We start from the raw sequence: 19,831 nt of genomic DNA, 5'->3' as shown, positions 1-19,831 counted from the left end.
CCTTTTGTGTCGTTGATTTCTAGTGCTAGTTCTGGAGAAATGCCGTTGATTTGGAGTTCTGTGATTTTAAGTTGTTGGAGGTTGTTTCTATCTCCTGTAGTTCCAACAAAACCAAAGAATACTTCGCTACCGCCAAACGTATCTTCCAGGCTTTGGACTTGGTAACTTCCAGTATAGCCACGATAGTTATAACTTAGTGTTTTTGTTGAAGCATTCCAATCGAATGTTACCTCGTGAAATTCACCGTCTTCAAAATAGGCGCCATTCGGTAAAACGTTGAGTGCTTTATGTTCAATGACTGGGCCTACTCCTGGCACTGTAATTGCGATATGCTCGTTCTTAGGTGTTACGTCTCTATCCCATGTTTCCCCATATTCTGAGCCGTCATTTATATACGTATCAATCTCCACAGCAAGTGCATTCTTAATGTATGATCCTCCGTATAAACCTAAAGCTCCACCATTCGCTGAAATTGCTGTATTTCCTCTAGGGTCGTTTTGCATGACAAAGGCCATTCCATCGGCACCATTAGGGTCTGTCCCCATAAATAAGTCTGCTTTCAAATGGAAGTTCTTTGTCAAATCCACTTTGTTAGAAGCATCTGACCATAACCCACCTGCTTGTCTAGGGCTATTCGGAGTAATTGTAACCATATTCTTGTCAATACTCGATGATTTCCCAGGTACCACAGAAAAATAATCCGTAACATCCGAAAAAGACCCCTGACCTTCTTCTTGACTACTTTTCAATTTACTTTCTGCTTTTGTTGCATACACTTGCTTACTTTCTGCTGCCATCGCGTGTGTTTGCATCGGTAAGTTGGCGCATAATAACAAAGCTGTTGTTGCGATGCCGATTTTTTTAATATTCATTCTTGAATTGCCTCCCAATATTTTAGTGTAAGACCTTTATCTAGCCTATCAAAATATTTTTGGGAAATGAATAGGATTCATTTATAGAATTGTGATTTTTTAGCGAATCTTTGTGTATTTTTGGACATAATTAGGAAGCTATTTAGGCACATGAAAAAGGAGCTGACAAGTGCCAACTCCTCTTTTTGTATTGGTTTTTAGATTATCAGCGCGGCGTGAAATAGGCGTATTGTTTGTACGTTTGTTTGTTATGTTTCACGATGATTTCTACTTTCACGCGGTAGCCTTTCGTTGCTGAACTGATATAGAATTTGTTTGCTACGCCAACTTTTCCGGAAATTTTTGTTTTCGTTGACTTATAGTAAATCGTGCCTGTGTACGCAGTGTTTTTCGGTACGCCTGATACGTTTAGCGTTACCCAAGTGCGTTGTTTTGGTGTTGTTGTGCTTAAGGATACTTTGACCGGATTCTTTACTGCGGCTTCGGCTTGGATTGCTGAAACGCCAGTAATTCCCGCTGAAACTGGTGAAAATACGACTAGAACGGCCATTAGAAATAAAGCTATTTTATTCTTCATTGACGTGATTCCCCTCTTTATTAAGTATAATTTTTAACAAACCAATACCAATTTATAGTACCACGATTTCCATACATTGCAAAATTTAAACAAAAAAAGAACCAGCACACGGCCAGTTCTTCGGATTTCTTTATGCGCTAAAGTAAAACAAATTTACTAACATTGCGATTACTGTTCCTAAAAGACAAATTCCGACTAATACGATTAACGTCCAAACTAACTTACGGTTCATTTATATCACCCCACGATTTATTTGTTACCGATGCAATTTTTATCTGTTATTTCACTCTATCTTACCATTTAAATGGCTTTTTTGCCAATCAATTAGGCGTTCGTAACTACTCATTAACTGTTCGGTCATTTGTTTGAAAATGGCTTTTAGTTCCTCATACATGACGACATTTTCCGGATTTGGCTGGTAGATTTGGCTTGGTGGTAATTTGTTCGGTAATGCGAATGTGGTTTGCTTGTTTAAGGCTTGCATGGCGAGAATTGCGGCGCCTAGGCTGGAGCCTTCAATCGTATGCGGGACAATGACTTCGCGGCGAAAGACGTCAGCGATGAGTTGGCACCAAATCGGATTTTGCGAAATGCCGCCTGTAACGTAAATTTTGTCGTGCGGATCGCTGATTACTTCGTATACATGGGCGAGATTAAACGCGATGCCTTCCAAAATTGCACGGATAAAATGCTCGCGTTTATGATTGATCGTTACGCCGATGAAACTGCCACGAATCTGATCTGTCCAGTACGGTGCGCGCTCGCCTAGCAAATATGGCTGGAAAAGCAAACCGTTTGCGCCAGGACTTGTTGTTTTTAAAGCATTGATAAAACTTGTAAAATCATGATTTTCGCGTTCGGATTTCGTGCCAAACTGTTCGAGTCCCCATGCGATGACTGCGCCGCCATTGTTTACCGCACCACCTTGGACAAAATAACCGTCCGCGACTCCATAGCAAAAGGTGCGTTGCCAATCATCGACGTGAAATTTTTTCGTGAGCTTGCGAACAGCACCGCTTGTGCCAACGGTTAATGTGACATCGTGTTCGCCGACAGAGCCTATACCCACATTGGCTAGCGCCCCATCGCTACTCCCAACGACGAAAATCGTGTTTTCCGCCATATGTAACTTGTTTTGCCATCTAGGCAGTACTTTTTGAAACGTCTTTGTTTCCGTCACTACATTTGGCAACTGAGTGGTTGTAATGCCTGTGATATCAAGGGCTAACGGTTCCCATTGATGTTCGACAATATTGTACAAGCCTGATGCTGACGCCAACGCCTCATCAATAACATATTCCCCAAACAACGCGTGCAAAACATAGCTTTTAATACCAATAAAATGTGCCGTTTTAGCCACAATATCGGGAAAATCGTCTTGTAACCAGCAAATCTTGGCGAACGGGCTCATCGGATGAATCGGCGTCCCTGTTTTTTCGTACACTTGATGTAGGTAAAAATCACGTTTCCGCCGTTCCAAAGCCTCGCTACTTCGGTTATCCGCCCAGGTAATGCAATTCGTCAACGGTTTGCCGTCAGCATCCACCGCAATCAAACTATGCATCGCCGCGCTAAAAGCCACTGCTTTCACCGATTCTGCATCCAGCCCTGAACTTGCCATCACCACATTCATCGCCGTCACGACCGCATCCAAAATCGCCTCCGGATCCTGTTCTGCCATCCCAGAATCGTCCGTTAAAAGCGGATAGCCTCGCGATTCCCGCGCTATAACCTCGCCGTTCCCGTCAAAAATCACCGCTTTCGTACTCGTCGTTCCGATATCCACTCCCATTACAAACACCGCATTGTCCATCCACGTCACCCTCAATTTTTCCTCATTTGTCCCCAATTATAACGATAAAAAAAGCGGAGTCAAGGTTTACCCCTCGAATCCCGCTTCCCATTTAATCATAAAGGCCAATCGTTCCCAAATAAAGCACACTGCCTATCCACAAAATAAGCAACGACGCAATCACAAAAAGCACAATCAATCCCGTCGAACGCTTCTCTTGCCTTGAAATAATACTCAAAAAACTACTAATGTAGCCTATCAAAAATAGCACGATGCAAATTCCTGCACCAATTTGCAATAATAATAAAAATGCATCTGAATTACTATTAAAAAATGCTCCTACTACTAAAAATAGCATTAATAAAAGTATACCGCTGATTGTAAAACGAAAACCTATTTTTGTTCGCCAAGTTATTGCCTTCAATATCTTTGCCTCCATTTCTTTTTTATTTATTATATCTTGTTAGGCAACATCTTTTCTTCAAAATCCGTTAGATTTACTGCTGCATATGTTACGATTTTGTGAACTAAAAAATGGCAGGAAGCATCATCACTTCCCGCCATTCTCTATTTATTGCACTATCAAACCGTTAGCAACTACAAGGTATTCATTCTGCGATACCATACTATAATTTGCTTTTGTCTTACTATCTGTTACAACAAGACGACCTGGCTCTTGATGCGTAATCTTGATTGTATAACTATCCTTAACTGGAATATCCAACGTTTCTGCTTTCTGCGTTACATCTCCAATAAACTCCTTCGCATATACGACTTTCCCCGAAGCATCGCTCACTTCTATACTCGCATAAACCGTTGAGAAATAATAATGTGGTGTCGTTGCTTTGATATCTACATGCATCACATTGTTCTCTTTATCTAGTTGAAGTGTGGCAAATTGATTGTCACTCAAGCCCTTAAATACAAAATCAATATTTTCGCTGTATATCTTAGATTTTGTAAAACGAGATGGCATCGGAATATCCGTCAATTCCTTCTTCACCAAACCATTTTCACTGATTTGATACACATTTCGATTCGGTAATCCAGCTTTTTCCACGTTATCCACCGTCATTTTCAAGCGTCCATTAGCTTCACGGTGATTAATAATCAAGTAATAGCCTTGCTCCAATTTAATTTTCTTGAGCACCGTTCCAAGATCTTCATTACCAATCATTGTATAGCTATAAACATCGCTACCATCTTGGTCTTTCACTTGAATCGACGCATATGGAGCCGTTTTGTCAAAATACACGTGTGGCTGTCCAGCGTTCTTCGCAAACGTTAATTCCATCTGCGACAAGTCAACGGACAGATTCGCAAAATTCCAATCGCCTAAGCCAAGAAATTTATACGTGAACAAATTGCCATCAATATCAGCTAAACTTAGCTTTGGAATACTGTCCTCTGCTACTTTTAGCAAGCCGTCTGATGTGACTTTATACGTTGCCTGTTTGCTCGTTACATATGCTTCTTTCGTATCTAGATTACTAAATAACAATCTGCCTTGATTTTCCCAATGCATAATCGTGATGTAATAACCTTGGTCGATTTTCAAATTATCCAGAGAACTCGCTACATTTCCGCGACCTTTGAAGTCTTTCGTGTACACAAGTTTTCCACGAGAATCATATAGTTTAATTGATGCGTACGTGTCGTCAATGTACCAGTGTGGCTCACCAGCATTTTGCTTCACTTGCATCTTCTTGTTCGTTAAATCTAAAAACATTGACGCAAAATGCCAATCGCCTAAACCATTAAATTTAAATTCAAAATTTTGTCCGGTAAGTTCATTTGGATTTGGTTTTGGTATCGTTGTCGTAGCTACTTTTTTAAGCCCATCAGCTGTAACAAGATACGTCGCTTCCTGATATGTTTCGTATCGTTCACCAGTTTGTTCATTCGTTGCAATCAAGCGTCCCGCAGATTCTTGGTGCGTTATTGTAATGAAATCGCCAACCGCAATGTTTACATTATTTTCTGATGCCGCAACATTTCCACGACCGTTAAAGTTCTTCGCAAAAACTTCTTTGCCCTTGCTATTTGTAATTTTCACCGTTGCGTATGTTCCTGCAAAATACCAATGTGGTTCGCCAGCATTTTGCGTTATTGTTGCTTTGTTAGTCTCTAAATTAACACGGAGGTTCGCAAAATTCCAATCACCTAAACCATTCATTTGGAACCTGAAACGATCTCCACTCAGAATCGTTTGTGAACTGTCATTTTTAATCGTCAATATATCTGCGTAGTTTTTTTGATATTTGATTTTATCTGTGTCTGTATCGGGTAAATAACTAATCGCTTTTTTCAGATTCGTTTTCAGACCAGCGTTATCTTCATTCTTGATGTTGCTGTCATTACGAATGAGTTCTGCTGCTGCGACTAACTTTGCTTTGTAATTCGCTAATGCATCCTGGTCTGTTACGCCGGTCACATTACTTACCAAACCATATTTCGTCACTTTAAAAGTCTGGATCATTGACGTATTTACTAGTCTGGAAGGAGCACCTTGAATGCTAAAACGATCTGGTTCTTTATGCATGATTTTGATTGTATAGCCAGGTTTGATTGTCGTTTCGAAGTTCCCTGTTTCGGTTTTATCGCCGTTCATCACTTTCTTGAATACCGATTGGTTTTGTTCATTTAGTACTTCAATCGATGCGTATTCACTCGTGAAGTAAGAATGGGGCGCACTGCTTGTAACACTAAAATTCAGACTTCCTTTTTCAGGATCAACTGTCGCAATCGCAAAAACACCATCGCTTAGTCCTTTAAAAATCATTTTTTGTGCTGCAATTCCTGATGTTTGAAGTTCGTTCATCGCAATCGTTGTCGTATTTTCAAAATCGGAAACAGCTAAATAATTCGTTGATGGCTCATAAAAACGATTAACTCCTGTTGGTATATCTAATGAATAAATTCCGACTGGCATATTTTTAATCGTTACCTTTGGTGTTGTAATCTTAATTTCGCGTAGTACGTCCGCACCATCTTTAATACGTAACGTTTTCCCTTTCAATTGGGTGAAATCATTGATTGTAAATTGGATAGTGGCAGTGTTATTCCACTTGTATTTCTCAAGTTGGCTGTTGCTCACTAATCCCCATTTGCTGTCTAGGTTAATGTCTTTGCGCGCTTTTTTCAAATTATCACCTGAAAGTAGAGCAGCTATCGGATAAACGGCTTTGTTACCAGAATATAGATTCTCTGCTTTTTGTTTCACCGACAATGATCCTTGAACGAGTTCCAAGTATGGCGTGAAATCATAGTGACTCGTTTCCCCGAAATACTTACTCATTAAATCTAACAATTGAGCGTTGTCCGGAACTGTTTTCGCGTTGGAAGCTGCACGGTATGCTTGATTGAAATGCGCAAATGCATCATCCCCCGCCTTATCCTTCATCAGTGTTAACATGTATAACTTGCTACGTAAATCCCAATTGTTCACCGGTGTCTTGGTCGTAAATACATTTTTCTCAAAATTGGTTTCTATCCCAGCCACATTCCCTGTATAAAGCCAACCGCTATAGTAATCGGTTCCGAGCATCTTTTTCTGCATACTATCTGCATAAAGATTATTCCATACTTCCCCTGTTCCAAACGTTGCATCATTCATAAAGTTTCCTTGGTAGCCATGTCCAATCTCATGGAGGCCGCCCCAACCAGGTTTAAGCCAGAAGCCAATAACAGAATCGCTTGTCTCCGCCGTATAAGAACCGCCATAGTATGCTGCTCCTGCTCCATGTTTGTCTGCTTTAGCAAAGTAACGGTTAGTTATATTTTTGTCCGTCGCTTTTTCTGGAGTGAACGAAAGTCCCTCGAGTTTATTGTATGTTTCAAAAAGTGTATCGTAATAAGCTAGTAGCCCATTTATCGACGTAAAGTCATCCATTTTTTTCAGATAGGCTTTATCTTTCATAGGAACAAGGATTTGGATATATTTATTGCCTACTAAGCCAAATCCAGCATTTGATTGATCCCATTTACTAAAAAATGCTGTCTCGTTATCACCTTGATTGTAAATCGGCAAATCAATCGCCGTATCGCTTACTTTGTACTCTATAACTGGCGCATCTTTTGTGAAAGTAGTTCTGATGAATGGTACCGATTCGCTATTCGCCGTTACCTTCACCCATGAACTGCCGACTGTAGAATAGCTTTCCGTTTTACTATCATCATTTAATAATTCTAATGATACATTTCCTGTGTAGGCTACATTCGTCTGTCTAATCTCGATAGTCGCGTTTTTAGGAAGTATCACTCCTAGATTCTGGCGATCATGGTCTATCCCTTTCGATAGTCCTTGCGTTCGCATCCATGTTGGGTTTTCCAACGTGTACAGTTTCTTCTCCACCACCGTCGCGGCATCTACTTTTAATCCTAATGTCGTAACGATGCTTAACACCGCCACCATGAAAACAAATGCTACAATTTTTCCAATCTTGTTCTTCTTCATTTTTTCCATTTCCTTTTTTCCTCTTTTCTAATATTTTTGTGCTCCTTTAAAATAAAACAGAATTTTCAATCTAAATAACGAAGATTTATTATCCAGTTTTATTGATTCGCAAAAAAATACTGAGATCTTAACTTACCGAACTATCGTAGCATACTTTTTTGCTTATTTTAATCCCCACTGTTTTAGCATTTTTATTAATTAAATCTATTATTTTTCAACAATTTTGTGAACAAATGTAAATTTAACACACCAAACCTGACTTGGCGTAGTTTCTTGATTTAATTATAATCGATTTGCGATTACTAGTCTCAGACTACAATTGAAATTTTTAACAATTCCTATCAAACCACATCTTTGTTATCCCGCCGCGCCTTGTAGTATACTTAACCTGTATGCTAAAAATAGCAATTGCGAAAGGAAGATAATATATGAAATCACGTGCAGCAGTGGCCTTTGCGCCTGGAAAACCTCTTGAAATCGTTGAAATTGACGTAGAGGCTCCGAAAAAAGGAGAAGTTTTAGTTAAAATTACAGATACGGCGGTTTGTCATACGGATGCGTACACCTTGTCCGGTGATGACCCTGAAGGCGTTTTCCCAGCGGTTTTAGGACATGAAGGTGGCGGTATTGTCATCGAAGTTGGGGAAGGCGTGACGAGTGTTGCTGTCGGCGACCACGTTATTCCGCTTTACACGGCCGAATGTGGTGAGTGTGAGTATTGTACTTCAGGCAAAACGAATCTTTGTCAGGCGGTTCGCGAAACGCAAGGAAAGGGCTTAATGCCAGACGGGACAACGCGTTTTTCTTACAACGGAGAACCGATTTATCATTACATGGGCACAAGCACGTTCAGCGAATACACAGTGATTCCTGAAATTTCACTTGCCAAAATCAATCCAGAGGCTCCTCTTGAGAAGGCTTGTCTGCTCGGTTGCGGCGTAACAACTGGAATTGGAGCGGTACATAACACCGCGAAAGTACAAGCTGGGGATACAGTCGCTGTTTTTGGACTTGGCGCGATTGGTCTTGCGGTGATTCAAGGCGCTGTGCAAGCTCATGCCGGACGAATTATCGCAATCGATACGAATCCAGATAAGTTCACGCTAGCTAAAGAGATGGGCGCGACGGAATTTGTGAATCCGAAAGATCACGCGCGGCCGATTCAAGAAGTGATTGTGGAGATGACGAATGGTGGCGTGGATTTTAGTTTTGAGTGTATCGGAAATACCGATGTGATGCGTTCAGCGCTGGAATGTTGCCATAAAGGCTGGGGCGAGAGCGTGATTATTGGTGTTGCCGCGGCTGGAAAAGAAATTAGTACGCGTCCTTTCCAACTTGTGACTGGTCGTGTGTGGCGCGGTTCTGCTTTTGGTGGCGTGAAAGGGCGCAGTGAATTGCCAGGCATGGTGGAGCAAGCGATGAAGGGCGAGATTAAACTCGATCCGTTCATTACGCATAATTTGCCGTTTACAAGTATTAACGAAGCGTTCGACTTATTGCACAAAGGGGAATCGATTCGGACGGTGCTTTCCTATGACTGAAAAACTGGAATTGCTGGAGGAACATCGTGTATTTGATGGGACGCAACGGAAATATCAACATCATTCCGAGACGCTACATTGCGCGATGACGTTTAGTCTGTTTTTGCCAAATGTGGAAAAATTTCCGAACCCGTCGCTGATTTGGTGGCTTTCCGGCTTGACGTGTACGGATGACAATTTCACGCATAAAGCTGGAGCTCAGAAAAAAGCGGCGGAGCTTGGTTTGGCGTTGATAATGCCTGATACGAGTCCGCGTGGTGAGACGGTGGCCGATGATGCGGATTGGGATTTAGGGCAAGGCGCTGGATTTTATGTGAATGCGACGCAGCAACCTTGGGATGCAAACTATCAGATGTATGATTATATCGTGACGGAATTAACGGCGATTGTGCGCGAGACGCTTGGTTTGACTGGTTCGGAATCGATTATGGGGCATTCGATGGGAGGCCATGGTGCGCTTGTGATTGGCTTGCGAAACCCAGATCGTTTCCACGCAATTTCAGCGTTTTCGCCAATTGTGAATCCGAGTGATGTTCCGTGGGGTATAAAAGCTTTTGACGCGTATCTTGGCGCGGATAAGCAAGCTTGGGCTTCGTGGGATGCTTCGAAGTTGTTGGCGAGTCATGACGGTAAACCTGTACCAATTTTGCTCGATCAAGGTACTGCTGATAATTTCCTACATGTGCAATTGCAACCTGAAAATTTGATTGCACCGGAAGGTTATCCACTAAAAATTCGCATGCAAGATGGTTATGACCACAGCTATTATTTTATCGCGAGTTTTATCGACGAACATTTGGAATTTCATCAGAAACATTTATAATACAAAAAGAACCGCTGAAGCTAGACTTCTAATCTAACTTTAGCGGTTCTTTATGACTTCCAGTTTTCAAATGAATAGCAAGCAATAAGGAGCGTATATTAACTCCCATTGCTTGCTATTTGTTATTTGCTAAACGCTGCCGATAGGTCACTTGTCATGAGTTTGTTACTATTTTTCGCTTGAACTTGGACGCTTGAAGCGTTTGGTGCGACGTAAACCTTGAATGTGAAGCTTCCATCTTGATTGCTAGTCATAGAACTAATATTCATCGCTCTGACTGCTGCACCATCTTCATAAACTGTAATACTTTCTGTTCCTTTTGGTGCAGTTCCAGTGATATAGTTGCCCTCTATTTTATTTAATTTTGGAGCTGTTAGTTTCACTGTCGCTGCTCCTGTAACAACTGTGCTTGCTACACGTGATGTACTATAACCACCAGTACTATCTTTAATTTCAATCTTAACAACGGTTCCTGCTACCTGTTTGCCGATACTTGATTGGAATTTGCCATCTGCTGCAATCGTACCGGTTTTACTAGCTACACCATTAACGCTAACACGGAAAATTGTCGCTGATCCTGCTGTTACAGAACCTTTGATAGAATCGCTATCTACAGTCATTCCTTCAAGAACTGGTTTTTCATCGTTAGTAATAGTGACTGTTTTTCGTACCATTTCAGTTGTACTCTCATAGCCTATCACTTCGATTTTTGCTCCTGCTGTGAGGAGACTATCTGTTGCAATGGTATAAGTCCCGTCTGCGTTAACTTTCCCAGTTTTCTTCACGATACCGTCCACTGCTAAGCGCACAATCGTAATTCCACTTCCCACGGTTCCAGTTATGTTTGCCGTTTTTAATGTTGTATCGTTCGCTGTAAGATTATATGAAGCATTCAATATACTTTCGGCCTTATCTAATTCTTTTTGCATATTGGCTTTTACCGTTGCATCTTGAACTACGTTAATCAGACTTTGAACGTAATCAATCGTTTTTTGAGTAGTTGTTGGTTTGAGTGTATTCGTATTTGGCTCATTGTCTTTAAAGAGATCTAATACTGCATTTGTTGCCATTTGTTTTGCCAGTGCCTCGTTTGCTCCTGGGACAAGTGGCTTCAAATTATGACTAACCTTCACTGTTTTTCTCACGACCTCAGATGTACCATTGTAGCCTACCACCTCTACTGTCGATCCTTGCGTGATAAAATTCTCTGTTGCAACGCTAAAAGTGCCATCTGTATTTACTGTTCCAGTTTTCTTCACAACGCCATCAATTGCTAAGCGGACCGTTGTAACACCTTTGCCTACTTTTCCTGTGATTGCTGTTGATGTGATGTCCGCATCGTTCGGTACTAAACTGTAATCAGCCACCGTATCTTTTAATTTCAATAAGTCTTTGGCGCGCTCGATATCTACTTGCATGTTGGCTCTTACAGTTGCATCCACCACTCCATCTACTAGTTTTTGCACCGCATCAATCGCTTGTTGATCCGTTGTCGATTTAAGCGTATTGGTACTTGGATTATTATTTTCAAATAGTCCTAACACTGCATTGCTTGCGACAAAATTAGATGTTGGCGTTGCGGATGGAGCTGGAGCCGGTGTCGTTGGTGCTGGTGTCGTCGGCGCTGGTGTCGATGTGCTGGTTAAAAGGTTTTGTGCCAGTTGTACATTTGCTAGCAGCGCTGTTTTTTGCGGAGAATCTGTTAACTGATTTACTAACGCTTTGGCCGCATCAATCGCACTTTGTGTTACCGTAGATTTAATTGCCCCACTTGTCTGTAGGTTATTAACAAATAAATCACTAACAGCCCCATTCGCAGTATTAAATTCTTTTTGTAATGCTCTAGCGTTGTTATCATCGAACTCCCATTGCATCGCATCTAAAAGATCCATTAGACGGTCTCGTTCGTAAGATGGAGCTACATTCTGCGCAGCGGCATACGCTACATCTATGTCAGCTTGTGTGATTCCAGAAGCTAGATGGAGAAACAATGTATTCTCATACAGGTTATAAACTTTTTGTCCAAAATCCTGAAGACCTGTTCCAAAAGTACCTACAAAATCCGTAGCAGTCAAAACAGCATTATTTTGTTCTACTATTTTTCCGTCTGGCAAGATTACATTGATATTCATCGTCGAATTTTTACTAAATTCTTGGTAGGTCATATAGATAGATATACTCTGCGCTACTCCAGCGGCTGTCGTTGAATATTGCTTGTCAATCGTGCCATCTGGAAGAGTGGTTTGCAAACCATATCCTTTAGGTAGTTTAGTTATATCAACCACTAAATAAACACCATTAAAGCTAATCGTTGGCAAATAATTAGAAACATTCGTTTTTGTAAACGTCAAATAGGGCATTTGTGTTGTTGGCGCAGTGTACTTCGGCGCTATGGCTAATACTGCTGCTTCTACTGGTACTTCTGAAAGTACATTGAATGGCATTGCGATACTTGCTCCTAAAATAGATATAATTGTTAATGAGCTTACGACTTGTTTCTTCATGTGATGTGTTCCCCTTTCGACTATCGGTTCGTTTTTTATACAAAACTTTTACAGCGGCCTTCTCTTCTAACTTGAGAAGGCCGCTGTAACTAGTTTATTTTGTGAATGTTGCTGATAGATCACTATTCATGCGTTTGTCGCTATTTTTTGCTTGTACTTGTACTTGTGATGCACTTGCTGCTACATACGCTTTGAATGTGAAGCTACCGTCTGGATTTACAGTCATTGTGCTAATGTTTTGTGTTCTTACCGCTACACCATCTTCATAAACTACGATGGATTCTGTTCCTTTTGGTGCTGTTCCAACGATGTAACTACCGTCCATGTTAGTTAGTGTTGGTGCTGCTAATTTAGCAACCGCTGATGGAGTTACTGTAACACTTGCTGTACGGTATGAGTTGTAACCTGCGCTGTCTCTAACTTCAATTTTAACTACAGTTCCTAGTGGTTGTTTACCAATGCTAGATTGGAAAGTTCCGTCTGCTGCAATAGTTCCTGTTTTCGTTGCAACACCATTGATGCTTACGCGGAAACCTACTGCTGATCCTGCTGTGACAGATCCTTTAACTGTATCATCATCAACTGTTAAAGCGCTCAATACTGGTTTTTCATCATTGACAATATTAACTGCTTTGCGAACCATTTCTGTTTTATCTACATAGCCTACAACTTCCACTTTTGAGCTAGGTTTGATAAGGTTGTTAGTTGCAATGCTGTATGTGCCATCTGCGTTAATTTGACCAACTTTTACAATTGTACCGTCGATTGATAGACGTACTGATGTGATTCCAGCTCCAACTGTTCCTGTTACTGTCGTTGCGCTTAGGCCTACATCATTTGTTGTTAGGTTCAACGCTGCGCCTAGTACTGTTCCTGTAGCTATTGGACCTTTATTTCCTTTAGCATCGACAGGACGAACTTCAAATGTGTCGCCAACTTTCAAGCCAAAACCTTGTGCGTAAAGTTTGAACTCGCCATTTGTTGGAGTGGAGATTTTTGAGCGAACGCCGTTGATATAAAGCTCTACTGTTGCTGTGTTTGCATCTACTTTACCTGTAACGTACTCATCTGTAATGTGGTATGCATCCAAGACTGGTTTTGTCAACGCTGTGTTTTTAGCATCTAGTAACTCTTGCGCACGGTTTAAGTCTTTTTGTAATGCTGCTTTTACTGTTGGATCTGTTACTGCGTCTACTAATGCTTTTGCTGCATTAATTGCCGCTTGGTCTGTAGTGCCTTTGATTGCGTCTGTTGCTGGTGTATTGTTGTTAAATAGTTCATTCACTGCTTTTAGCGCCGCATCTTGTTTCGCTTTTTCTGCTGCCGCCGCTGCAGTTTTTGCGTCTAGTAATTCTTGCGCGCGGTTTAAATCTTTTTGTAATGCTGCTTTTACTGTTGGATCTATTACTGCGTCTACTAATGCTTTTGCTGCATTAATTGCTGCTTGGTCTGTGGTGCCTTTGATTGCGTCTGTTGCTGGTGTATTGTTGTTAAATAGTTCATTCACTGCTTTTAGCGCCGCATCTTGTTTCGCTTTTTCTGCTGCCGCCGCTGCAGTTTTTGCGTCTAGTAATTCTTGCGCGCGGTTTAAATCTTTTTGTAATGCTGCTTTTACTGTTGGGTCTGTTACTGCGTCTACTAATGCTTTTGCTGCATTAATTGCCGCTTGGTCTGTGGTGCCTTTGATTGCGTCTGTTGATGGTGTATTGTTGTTAAATAGTTCATTCACTGCTTTTAGCGCTGCATCTTGTTTCGCTTTTTCTGCTGCCGCTGCTGCCGCATTTTTTGCATCTAGTAATTCTTGAGCTCGATTTAAATCTTTTTGTAATGCTGCTTTTACTGTTGGATCTGTTACTGCGTTTACTAAGGCTTTCGCTGCATCAATCGCGGCTTGGTCTGTTGTTGGTTTAATTGCATCGGTTAATGGTGTGTTACTGTTAAATAGTTCATTTACTGCTTTTAGCGCTGCATCTTGTTTCGCTTTTTCTGCTGCCGCTGCTGCATTTTTTGCGTCTAGTAGGCTTTGTGCTTTGTCTATGTCTTTTTGTAAGTCAGCTTTTACTGTTGGATCGCTCACTTTGTTTACTAAATCTTTCGCTGCATCAATAGCTGCTTGGTCTGTTGTTGTTTTGATACCTGTTTTTGTTGAATCTGTGAATAATGCATCTACTGCACTTTTTGCTACATCTTGTTCGTCTGAAGCAAAACTTCCGCCAACGATTTTACCAGTTGCTCCTGTCTTATATGAATTAATGAATTGCATATTATTTGATGTCAAATTCGTTTGAGTCACGCCTTTTAAATAACCTGATAGCGTAAACTGAGCATCGAACATCCCTGGGTAAGTTGCAGTTGGTTTAGGGTTCATAACCGTTCCACGATCCCACGTACTAACACCTTGACTTGATTGCAAAATGACATTTGCTGGTGTAGGGTACGAGCCCAGTACCGAACCTTCGGGATTAAAGTTTGTTAGCGAGAAATTAGATCCTTGCGCTAGCTTAATCGTACTACCTGCATTTATCGTACCTTGAGTCCCCTTACTTTCTACTTCAAATGTTGCTCCTGATTCCACATAAATACCACCACCAACTGTTAATATCGCTTCTTCCACTGTGTCACCTGCAATAGCTTTTAGAACACTACCAGGTTGGAAATACATGGAACTATTATCAAGTAGAAGGATAGCTTGATTTAGATCAGATTTCAAATCCATGTTCCCCTCATTGATAAGCTTAGTATTAGCAGCTCCATAAATGGATATTCCTTTTGACCGAGTTGTTAAAGTTGCATTTTTTCCTACATTTAATGATCCTGATGCCGTTAACAGATGGATAGGTATTCCAGCAATCGCATTAAAATATGCCGTTGCATTATCCTTGATTGTTAAGTCTTTTCCTTGATAAACTTCTTGTGTTGTCGAATTACTGGTGACAGTTCCATCAATAATTAGATGTCCAGTTGGTAAATAAATCATCTGTAAACCACTGTGATCTACATTCTTATAGGTAACTTCTAAGTTGTTAACATCACCCCAGAACAGCCCGTAAGCATCTGTATTCGTTATTCTTACATCTTCCATTAACGCTACAGTACCTGCCGTAGTAAGTCTAAGCTGTTTGCTATTAGCATTTAATATATGATTATTACCGTGAATATTTTTTGTTGTCATCGTTATATTTGTTGTTGCTCCGATTGTAATATCCGCATTGAGATAGATATCTGTAACAGCCACGCTGGTAAGGGCAGCTTGTAGTTCAGGCCAAGTACTAACTGTTACACTGTTAGTAGGAACAGCTTGTATACCTACTGTGTTCTCTGCTGCAAATACATTATATGGTACAGTGGCTAATAATTGACTTCCTACAATAGTTGCTACTAGGGCGATACTTGTTCCTTTTTTCAATAAATCTTGTTTTTTCATGTTTTATAAAACACTCCTATAGTTTAATTTACACCTTCATTATTAGGTGCATGTTGTTACTCTCAGAAATTAGTGCAACAATGCTTTACACATCGCTACGTGGAAAAATTACTTCGTGAATGTTACCGATAAATTACCGTTCGGATGTTAGTTGCTATTTCCAACTCACACTTGAACGCTTGTTAAAACTGGGTCTTACATATTGGTTTTGTTACTAATACAGAATTTTCACTGAATCTTCAAAATGATGTGGCAATTATTTTTCCAAAATCGATACGGTTGTAAATACACTTACAAGTTTTTCATATTGATTTCATGACCTCTTTCATTTTTCAAATTTTGTTTCTTATACTACTAAGGCTTTTACACCTTAATCCGGAGGTCTGAACGCTGCCTTTCTAAGTTGTTTCTCTCCCTCACCTCCTTGACTTAAGTTTAACAAATCTAATTGTCAGTTTTTTTCTGGTTTTTATTCTCACATTTTTCTTTTATGACAATTTCATGAACTTTCGCTGTTTTTCATGAAAAATATATGATTTTTTTCATACTATTTTCAATTTTTATTACAAGTAGACGCAGATAGTTGTGAGTACCCTCATACATGTTAAATCGTCATTTAGGGTGATTGGATAATATGATTATTGAAAATTGATGCTATCATGAGAATAATGTTTTTTTATAGCTAATTGCAGCGTTCTCGTTTCTTTTAATAAATGCTGGTCTGAGAAAAGCCAATGAAGATTTGTTTGCTTTTGGTATCAGTTATTCTGCCATCGAACATTCCTATTTCTTGCACATTGCAGTTTTTAGAAGTGTTCCATGGCTCTTGCTTCAACTATATTGCGCTGACAACACCTCCTTTATTGGTTTTTAAAACAGTTTCCAGGGCCTTGCTTACATATTCTAATTCCTCTTGCGTTAAATTTGATCCTGATGGTAAGCATAGTCCTTTACGAAACAGCTGCTCACAGACTGCTTCTTCTCCTTGAACATGTTCATAAAATGGTGTTGCTGCAAAAACTGGCTGTGAATGTAGTGGTTTCCATAGTACGCGTGTTTCTATGCCTAATTTTTGCATTTTGTCCATCACATCATACGGGGTCATATCTGTTTTGTCGATGTCTAATGTGATAGTGCTAAGCCAATGATTAGAGACTGAATTCGGAAGTTCTGGCATCATTTCTACTTCTTGTATATGTTTCCATTGGTCTGCATAAAATCGGAAATTATTTTGTCTAGCTGCAATGCGATCGTCCAAAACTTCCATTTGAGCCCGACCAATTCCAGCTAAAATATTACTCATTCTGTAGTTATAACCAATCTGTTCATGCTCGTAATGCAGCGCTTTTTCTTTGGCTTGTGTTGCTAAGAATACTGCTTTTTCAATCATCTTAGGGTCTTTAGCTACAAGAGCGCCGCCGCCAGATGTGGTAATAATTTTGTTACCATTGAAAGAATAAATACCGAAGTCACCGAATGTGCCGCTTTGTTGTCCTTTATAAGTAGAGCCCAATGATTCTGCTGCGTCTTCAATGATTGGAACACCGTAGGATTCGCAAATAGTGACTAGTTCGTCCATTTTGGCGCTCTGTCCATATAGATGCACAATGATAACGGCTTTTGGCAGTCGATGTTCTTTTTTGGCATCAGCTAACGCACGTTCTAATGCTTGAGGTGACATATTCCATGTTTCTGGCTCGGAGTCAATAAATGTCACGTCCGCCCCTAAATATTTGATTGGGTTGGCGCTCGCAATAAATGTGAAGGAAGAGCAGAAAACCATGTCACTCTGACCGACTTCCAGTAAACGCAGAGCCAGATGAATGGCCGCTGTACCAGAACTCGTTGCACAAACTGCTGATGCGCCTGTGTACTGTTTAATTTTCTGTTCGAATTCTGTTACATTGGGTCCCAGTGGTGCGATCCAATTAGTATCAAACGCTTCTTGAATATAATCCTGTTCCTTGCCACTCATGTGGGGTGTTGATAGTAAAATTGCTTTATTCATCGCTTTAACCTCTTCCTTTGTTAAATTCATTGCCACTAGCTCAATCCGTCTGAGTTTCTATTCTCGTTCCTTGAAACTTCTCTGTAGTCACGTGGTCATCTTGACTAATATCCGCACTACCAAGCACTTTGCCAATCGTTTGAATAAAGATTTTCACATCAAGCTTCGCCGAATAGTGTTCTACATAATAGATGTCCCAAGCAAATTTGGCTTCCCAACTGATGGCATTGCGACCATTTACTTGTGCGAGGCCAGTAAGCCCTGGTCTTACGTCGTTTCTTTTGCGCTGTTCTTCGTTGTACAGATCGTTATACTCCATTGGAAGTGGGCGCGGACCAATCAGACTCATATCACCTTTTAACACATTCCATAATTGCGGTAACTCATCTAGACTGTATTTCCTTAAAAATAGCCCAAACGAGGTCAATCGCGCTTCATCTGGTAACGGTTCGCCCCACGAATCAAACAATTGTCGCATCGATTTCAGTTTGTAAATTCGAAATGCCTTCTGATTCTTTCCAGCTCGTTCACTTACATAAAACGGTGCTTCTTTATATAAAAGATAGAAAATCAACGCACAACTTAGCACTGGTAAAATCGCGATAATACCTATACCAAAAGCAATCACAATATCAACGAGACGCTTCATATCCGCCTGCTCCTTTCACTAAAATATCATGCATGCGACCTGCCAAACGCTCAGCATCATACGCTTCACTTAGTCGCTTACTTGCTTGCTGCGCTTTTTGATAAAGCACTTTGTCCTGCGCCATCTCTTCAATAAAGCGACAATATCCTGCCTGATCTGCGTATAAAAAGCCTTCTCCCGCGCCGCTTTTCACTAAAACATCATGTTGCCAACCTTGATAATTCAAAATCACCGGCAACCCCGCTGCTAAAAAGTCGAAAAACTTATTGGCGCTATTGTCCCAAAGAATTCGCGCGTCCTTCACTGTCATCGCGCCCAGATCGCAACATTTCATAAAACTCTGCACTTCTTTCTTCGGCATTTCATCAAGGATTAGCACATTTTCCAAGCCCTGTTCCACGACCTGATGTTGCAATGCCGCTTTTTCTGAGCCTTCACCGATGAGTACAAAACCAATATGCGATTTATCTTTCAATTCGCAGGCTGCATTAAGCAAGTGTTGTAATCCGTTCACTTCACCCATCGTGCCTGGATGTATGACGACAAAACGATCTCTTACCCACGATTTCACTTTGAGAGCAGTTGGTGTTTTTGCAACAATTTGTTTCATAGACTCATTATTTGCAAGGTTTTCCACGACATGTACTTTCTCACTGACCACACCTTTTGCGACGATATTTTCCTTCATGGCGGGCGATAATGCTACAACTTCTGCTGCATGTTTATACAGTTGTTTCTCTAAATAAGACAGTATGCCTATTAAAAAGCGATTTTTTAAATAACCTAATTTCACGGGGACATCTGGCCAAACGTCGCGAACTTCAAATACAAACGGGACTCTCTTCATTTTGCTGAGCGCTAACCCAACCAAGCCTACTGTGAGTGGCGTTGATGTTGCATAAATCACATCAACATGTTTTTGCTTCATACCTAATTTGAAACTTCCTGTCATGAATTGCACAAATGCTTGAATTCGGCGCCACTTGCTCATTTTTTGGTCGTATTTTGTTGCGGTAGACACGACTTCGAGTCCTTCTGCCGTTGTTTCACTCGTTCCTGTACCGGTGATGAGCGTAACGCTATCGCCTTGTTTCAAGAAGAATTTCGAAAACTCATAGGACCTTGTCGCGCCTTTTTCTTTCTGAAAATGTTGATGTAGATACAATATCTTCAAAATGACTTACT

The 19,831-nt window shown here is 40.7% G+C and carries 12 protein-coding genes; 2 read left to right on the top strand and 10 right to left on the bottom strand.

Going from position 1 to position 19,831, the window contains the following annotated elements:
• The 5 genes from EP57_RS02285 to EP57_RS02265 all read right to left on the bottom strand — a co-directional run.
• On the bottom strand, positions 1 to 872 hold an 872-nt coding region (locus EP57_RS02285), incomplete at its 3' end, for a lectin-like domain-containing protein (protein ID WP_036083817.1).
• Between the two features lie 205 nt (positions 873 to 1,077).
• Positions 1,078 to 1,449, bottom strand: a complete 372-nt coding sequence (locus EP57_RS02280) for a hypothetical protein (protein WP_052167490.1) — start codon at positions 1,447 to 1,449, stop codon at positions 1,078 to 1,080.
• A gap of 283 nt (positions 1,450 to 1,732) precedes the next feature.
• Positions 1,733 to 3,262, bottom strand: coding sequence for a gluconokinase (locus EP57_RS02275; RefSeq protein WP_036083815.1), 1,530 nt, complete (start codon positions 3,260 to 3,262; stop codon positions 1,733 to 1,735).
• A 91-nt stretch (positions 3,263 to 3,353) separates the two neighbouring features.
• Positions 3,354 to 3,665, bottom strand: coding sequence for a hypothetical protein (locus tag EP57_RS02270; protein WP_052167489.1), 312 nt, complete (start codon positions 3,663 to 3,665; stop codon positions 3,354 to 3,356).
• 147 nt (positions 3,666 to 3,812) lie between these two features.
• The gene (locus tag EP57_RS02265; protein WP_036083813.1) at positions 3,813 to 7,706 is read right to left on the bottom strand and encodes a putative mucin/carbohydrate-binding domain-containing protein; all 3,894 of its coding nucleotides are present in this window, start codon (positions 7,704 to 7,706) and stop codon (positions 3,813 to 3,815) included.
• A gap of 419 nt (positions 7,707 to 8,125) precedes the next feature.
• Here EP57_RS02265 and EP57_RS02260 point away from each other — a divergent pair, with 419 nt between their 5' ends.
• Positions 8,126 to 9,238 (top strand): S-(hydroxymethyl)glutathione dehydrogenase/class III alcohol dehydrogenase, encoded by a 1,113-nt coding sequence (locus EP57_RS02260; RefSeq protein WP_036083811.1) that lies wholly within the window; start codon positions 8,126 to 8,128, stop codon positions 9,236 to 9,238.
• The gene (gene fghA / locus EP57_RS02255) at positions 9,231 to 10,061 is read left to right on the top strand and encodes an S-formylglutathione hydrolase (RefSeq protein WP_036083809.1); all 831 of its coding nucleotides are present in this window, start codon (positions 9,231 to 9,233) and stop codon (positions 10,059 to 10,061) included. Before EP57_RS02260 ends, fghA begins: the two co-directional genes overlap by 8 nt.
• Positions 10,062 to 10,183: 122 nt before the next feature.
• Here fghA and EP57_RS02250 read toward each other — a convergent pair whose 3' ends face one another.
• The 5 genes from EP57_RS02250 to EP57_RS02230 all read right to left on the bottom strand — a co-directional run bounded on the left by EP57_RS02250 (position 10,184) and on the right by EP57_RS02230 (position 19,820).
• Positions 10,184 to 12,565, bottom strand: a complete 2,382-nt coding sequence (locus tag EP57_RS02250) for a toxin Cry1Ac domain D-VI-related protein (RefSeq protein ID WP_036083807.1) — start codon at positions 12,563 to 12,565, stop codon at positions 10,184 to 10,186.
• Positions 12,566 to 12,659: 94 nt separating this feature from the next.
• Positions 12,660 to 15,989 (bottom strand): toxin Cry1Ac domain D-VI-related protein, encoded by a 3,330-nt coding sequence (locus tag EP57_RS02245; RefSeq protein ID WP_036083805.1) that lies wholly within the window; start codon positions 15,987 to 15,989, stop codon positions 12,660 to 12,662.
• An 835-nt stretch (positions 15,990 to 16,824) separates the two neighbouring features.
• Positions 16,825 to 17,997 carry a DegT/DnrJ/EryC1/StrS family aminotransferase gene (locus EP57_RS02240; RefSeq protein WP_036083803.1) on the bottom strand — a complete coding sequence of 391 codons (1,173 nt, stop codon included), beginning with the start codon at positions 17,995 to 17,997 and terminating at the stop codon, positions 16,825 to 16,827.
• 40 nt (positions 17,998 to 18,037) lie between these two features.
• Positions 18,038 to 18,646, bottom strand: coding sequence for a sugar transferase (locus EP57_RS02235; protein WP_036083801.1), 609 nt, complete (start codon positions 18,644 to 18,646; stop codon positions 18,038 to 18,040).
• Positions 18,630 to 19,820: a glycosyltransferase family 4 protein gene (locus tag EP57_RS02230; RefSeq protein WP_036083799.1), complete on the bottom strand. Its 1,191-nt coding sequence runs from the start codon at positions 19,818 to 19,820 to the stop codon at positions 18,630 to 18,632. The genes EP57_RS02235 and EP57_RS02230 overlap by 17 nt, the downstream gene beginning before the upstream one ends.
• Positions 19,821 to 19,831: the final 11 nt, after the last annotated feature.

It is taken from the genome of Listeria booriae, assembly GCF_000766865.1.
In the GTDB taxonomy this organism is placed as follows: domain Bacteria; phylum Bacillota; class Bacilli; order Lactobacillales; family Listeriaceae; genus Listeria_A; species Listeria_A booriae.
This window is presented reverse-complemented; position numbering and strand designations above follow the sequence as displayed.

Bases quoted from the DNA above. Each gene is read 5' to 3' on its own strand.
- EP57_RS02275 (WP_036083815.1), bottom strand. From the start codon at position 3,262: ATGGACAATGCGGTGTTTGTAATGGGAGTGGATATCGGAACGACGAGT.
- EP57_RS02260 (WP_036083811.1), top strand. From the start codon at position 8,126: ATGAAATCACGTGCAGCAGTGGCCTTTGCGCCTGGAAAACCTCTTGAA.
- EP57_RS02240 (WP_036083803.1), bottom strand. From the start codon at position 17,997: ATGAATAAAGCAATTTTACTATCAACACCCCACATGAGTGGCAAGGAA.
- EP57_RS02250 (WP_036083807.1), bottom strand. From the start codon at position 12,565: ATGAAGAAACAAGTCGTAAGCTCATTAACAATTATATCTATTTTAGGA.
- EP57_RS02265 (WP_036083813.1), bottom strand. From the start codon at position 7,706: ATGGAAAAAATGAAGAAGAACAAGATTGGAAAAATTGTAGCATTTGTT.
- fghA (WP_036083809.1), top strand. From the start codon at position 9,231: ATGACTGAAAAACTGGAATTGCTGGAGGAACATCGTGTATTTGATGGG.
- EP57_RS02245 (WP_036083805.1), bottom strand. From the start codon at position 15,989: ATGAAAAAACAAGATTTATTGAAAAAAGGAACAAGTATCGCCCTAGTA.
- EP57_RS02280 (WP_052167490.1), bottom strand. From the start codon at position 1,449: ATGAAGAATAAAATAGCTTTATTTCTAATGGCCGTTCTAGTCGTATTT.
- EP57_RS02235 (WP_036083801.1), bottom strand. From the start codon at position 18,646: ATGAAGCGTCTCGTTGATATTGTGATTGCTTTTGGTATAGGTATTATC.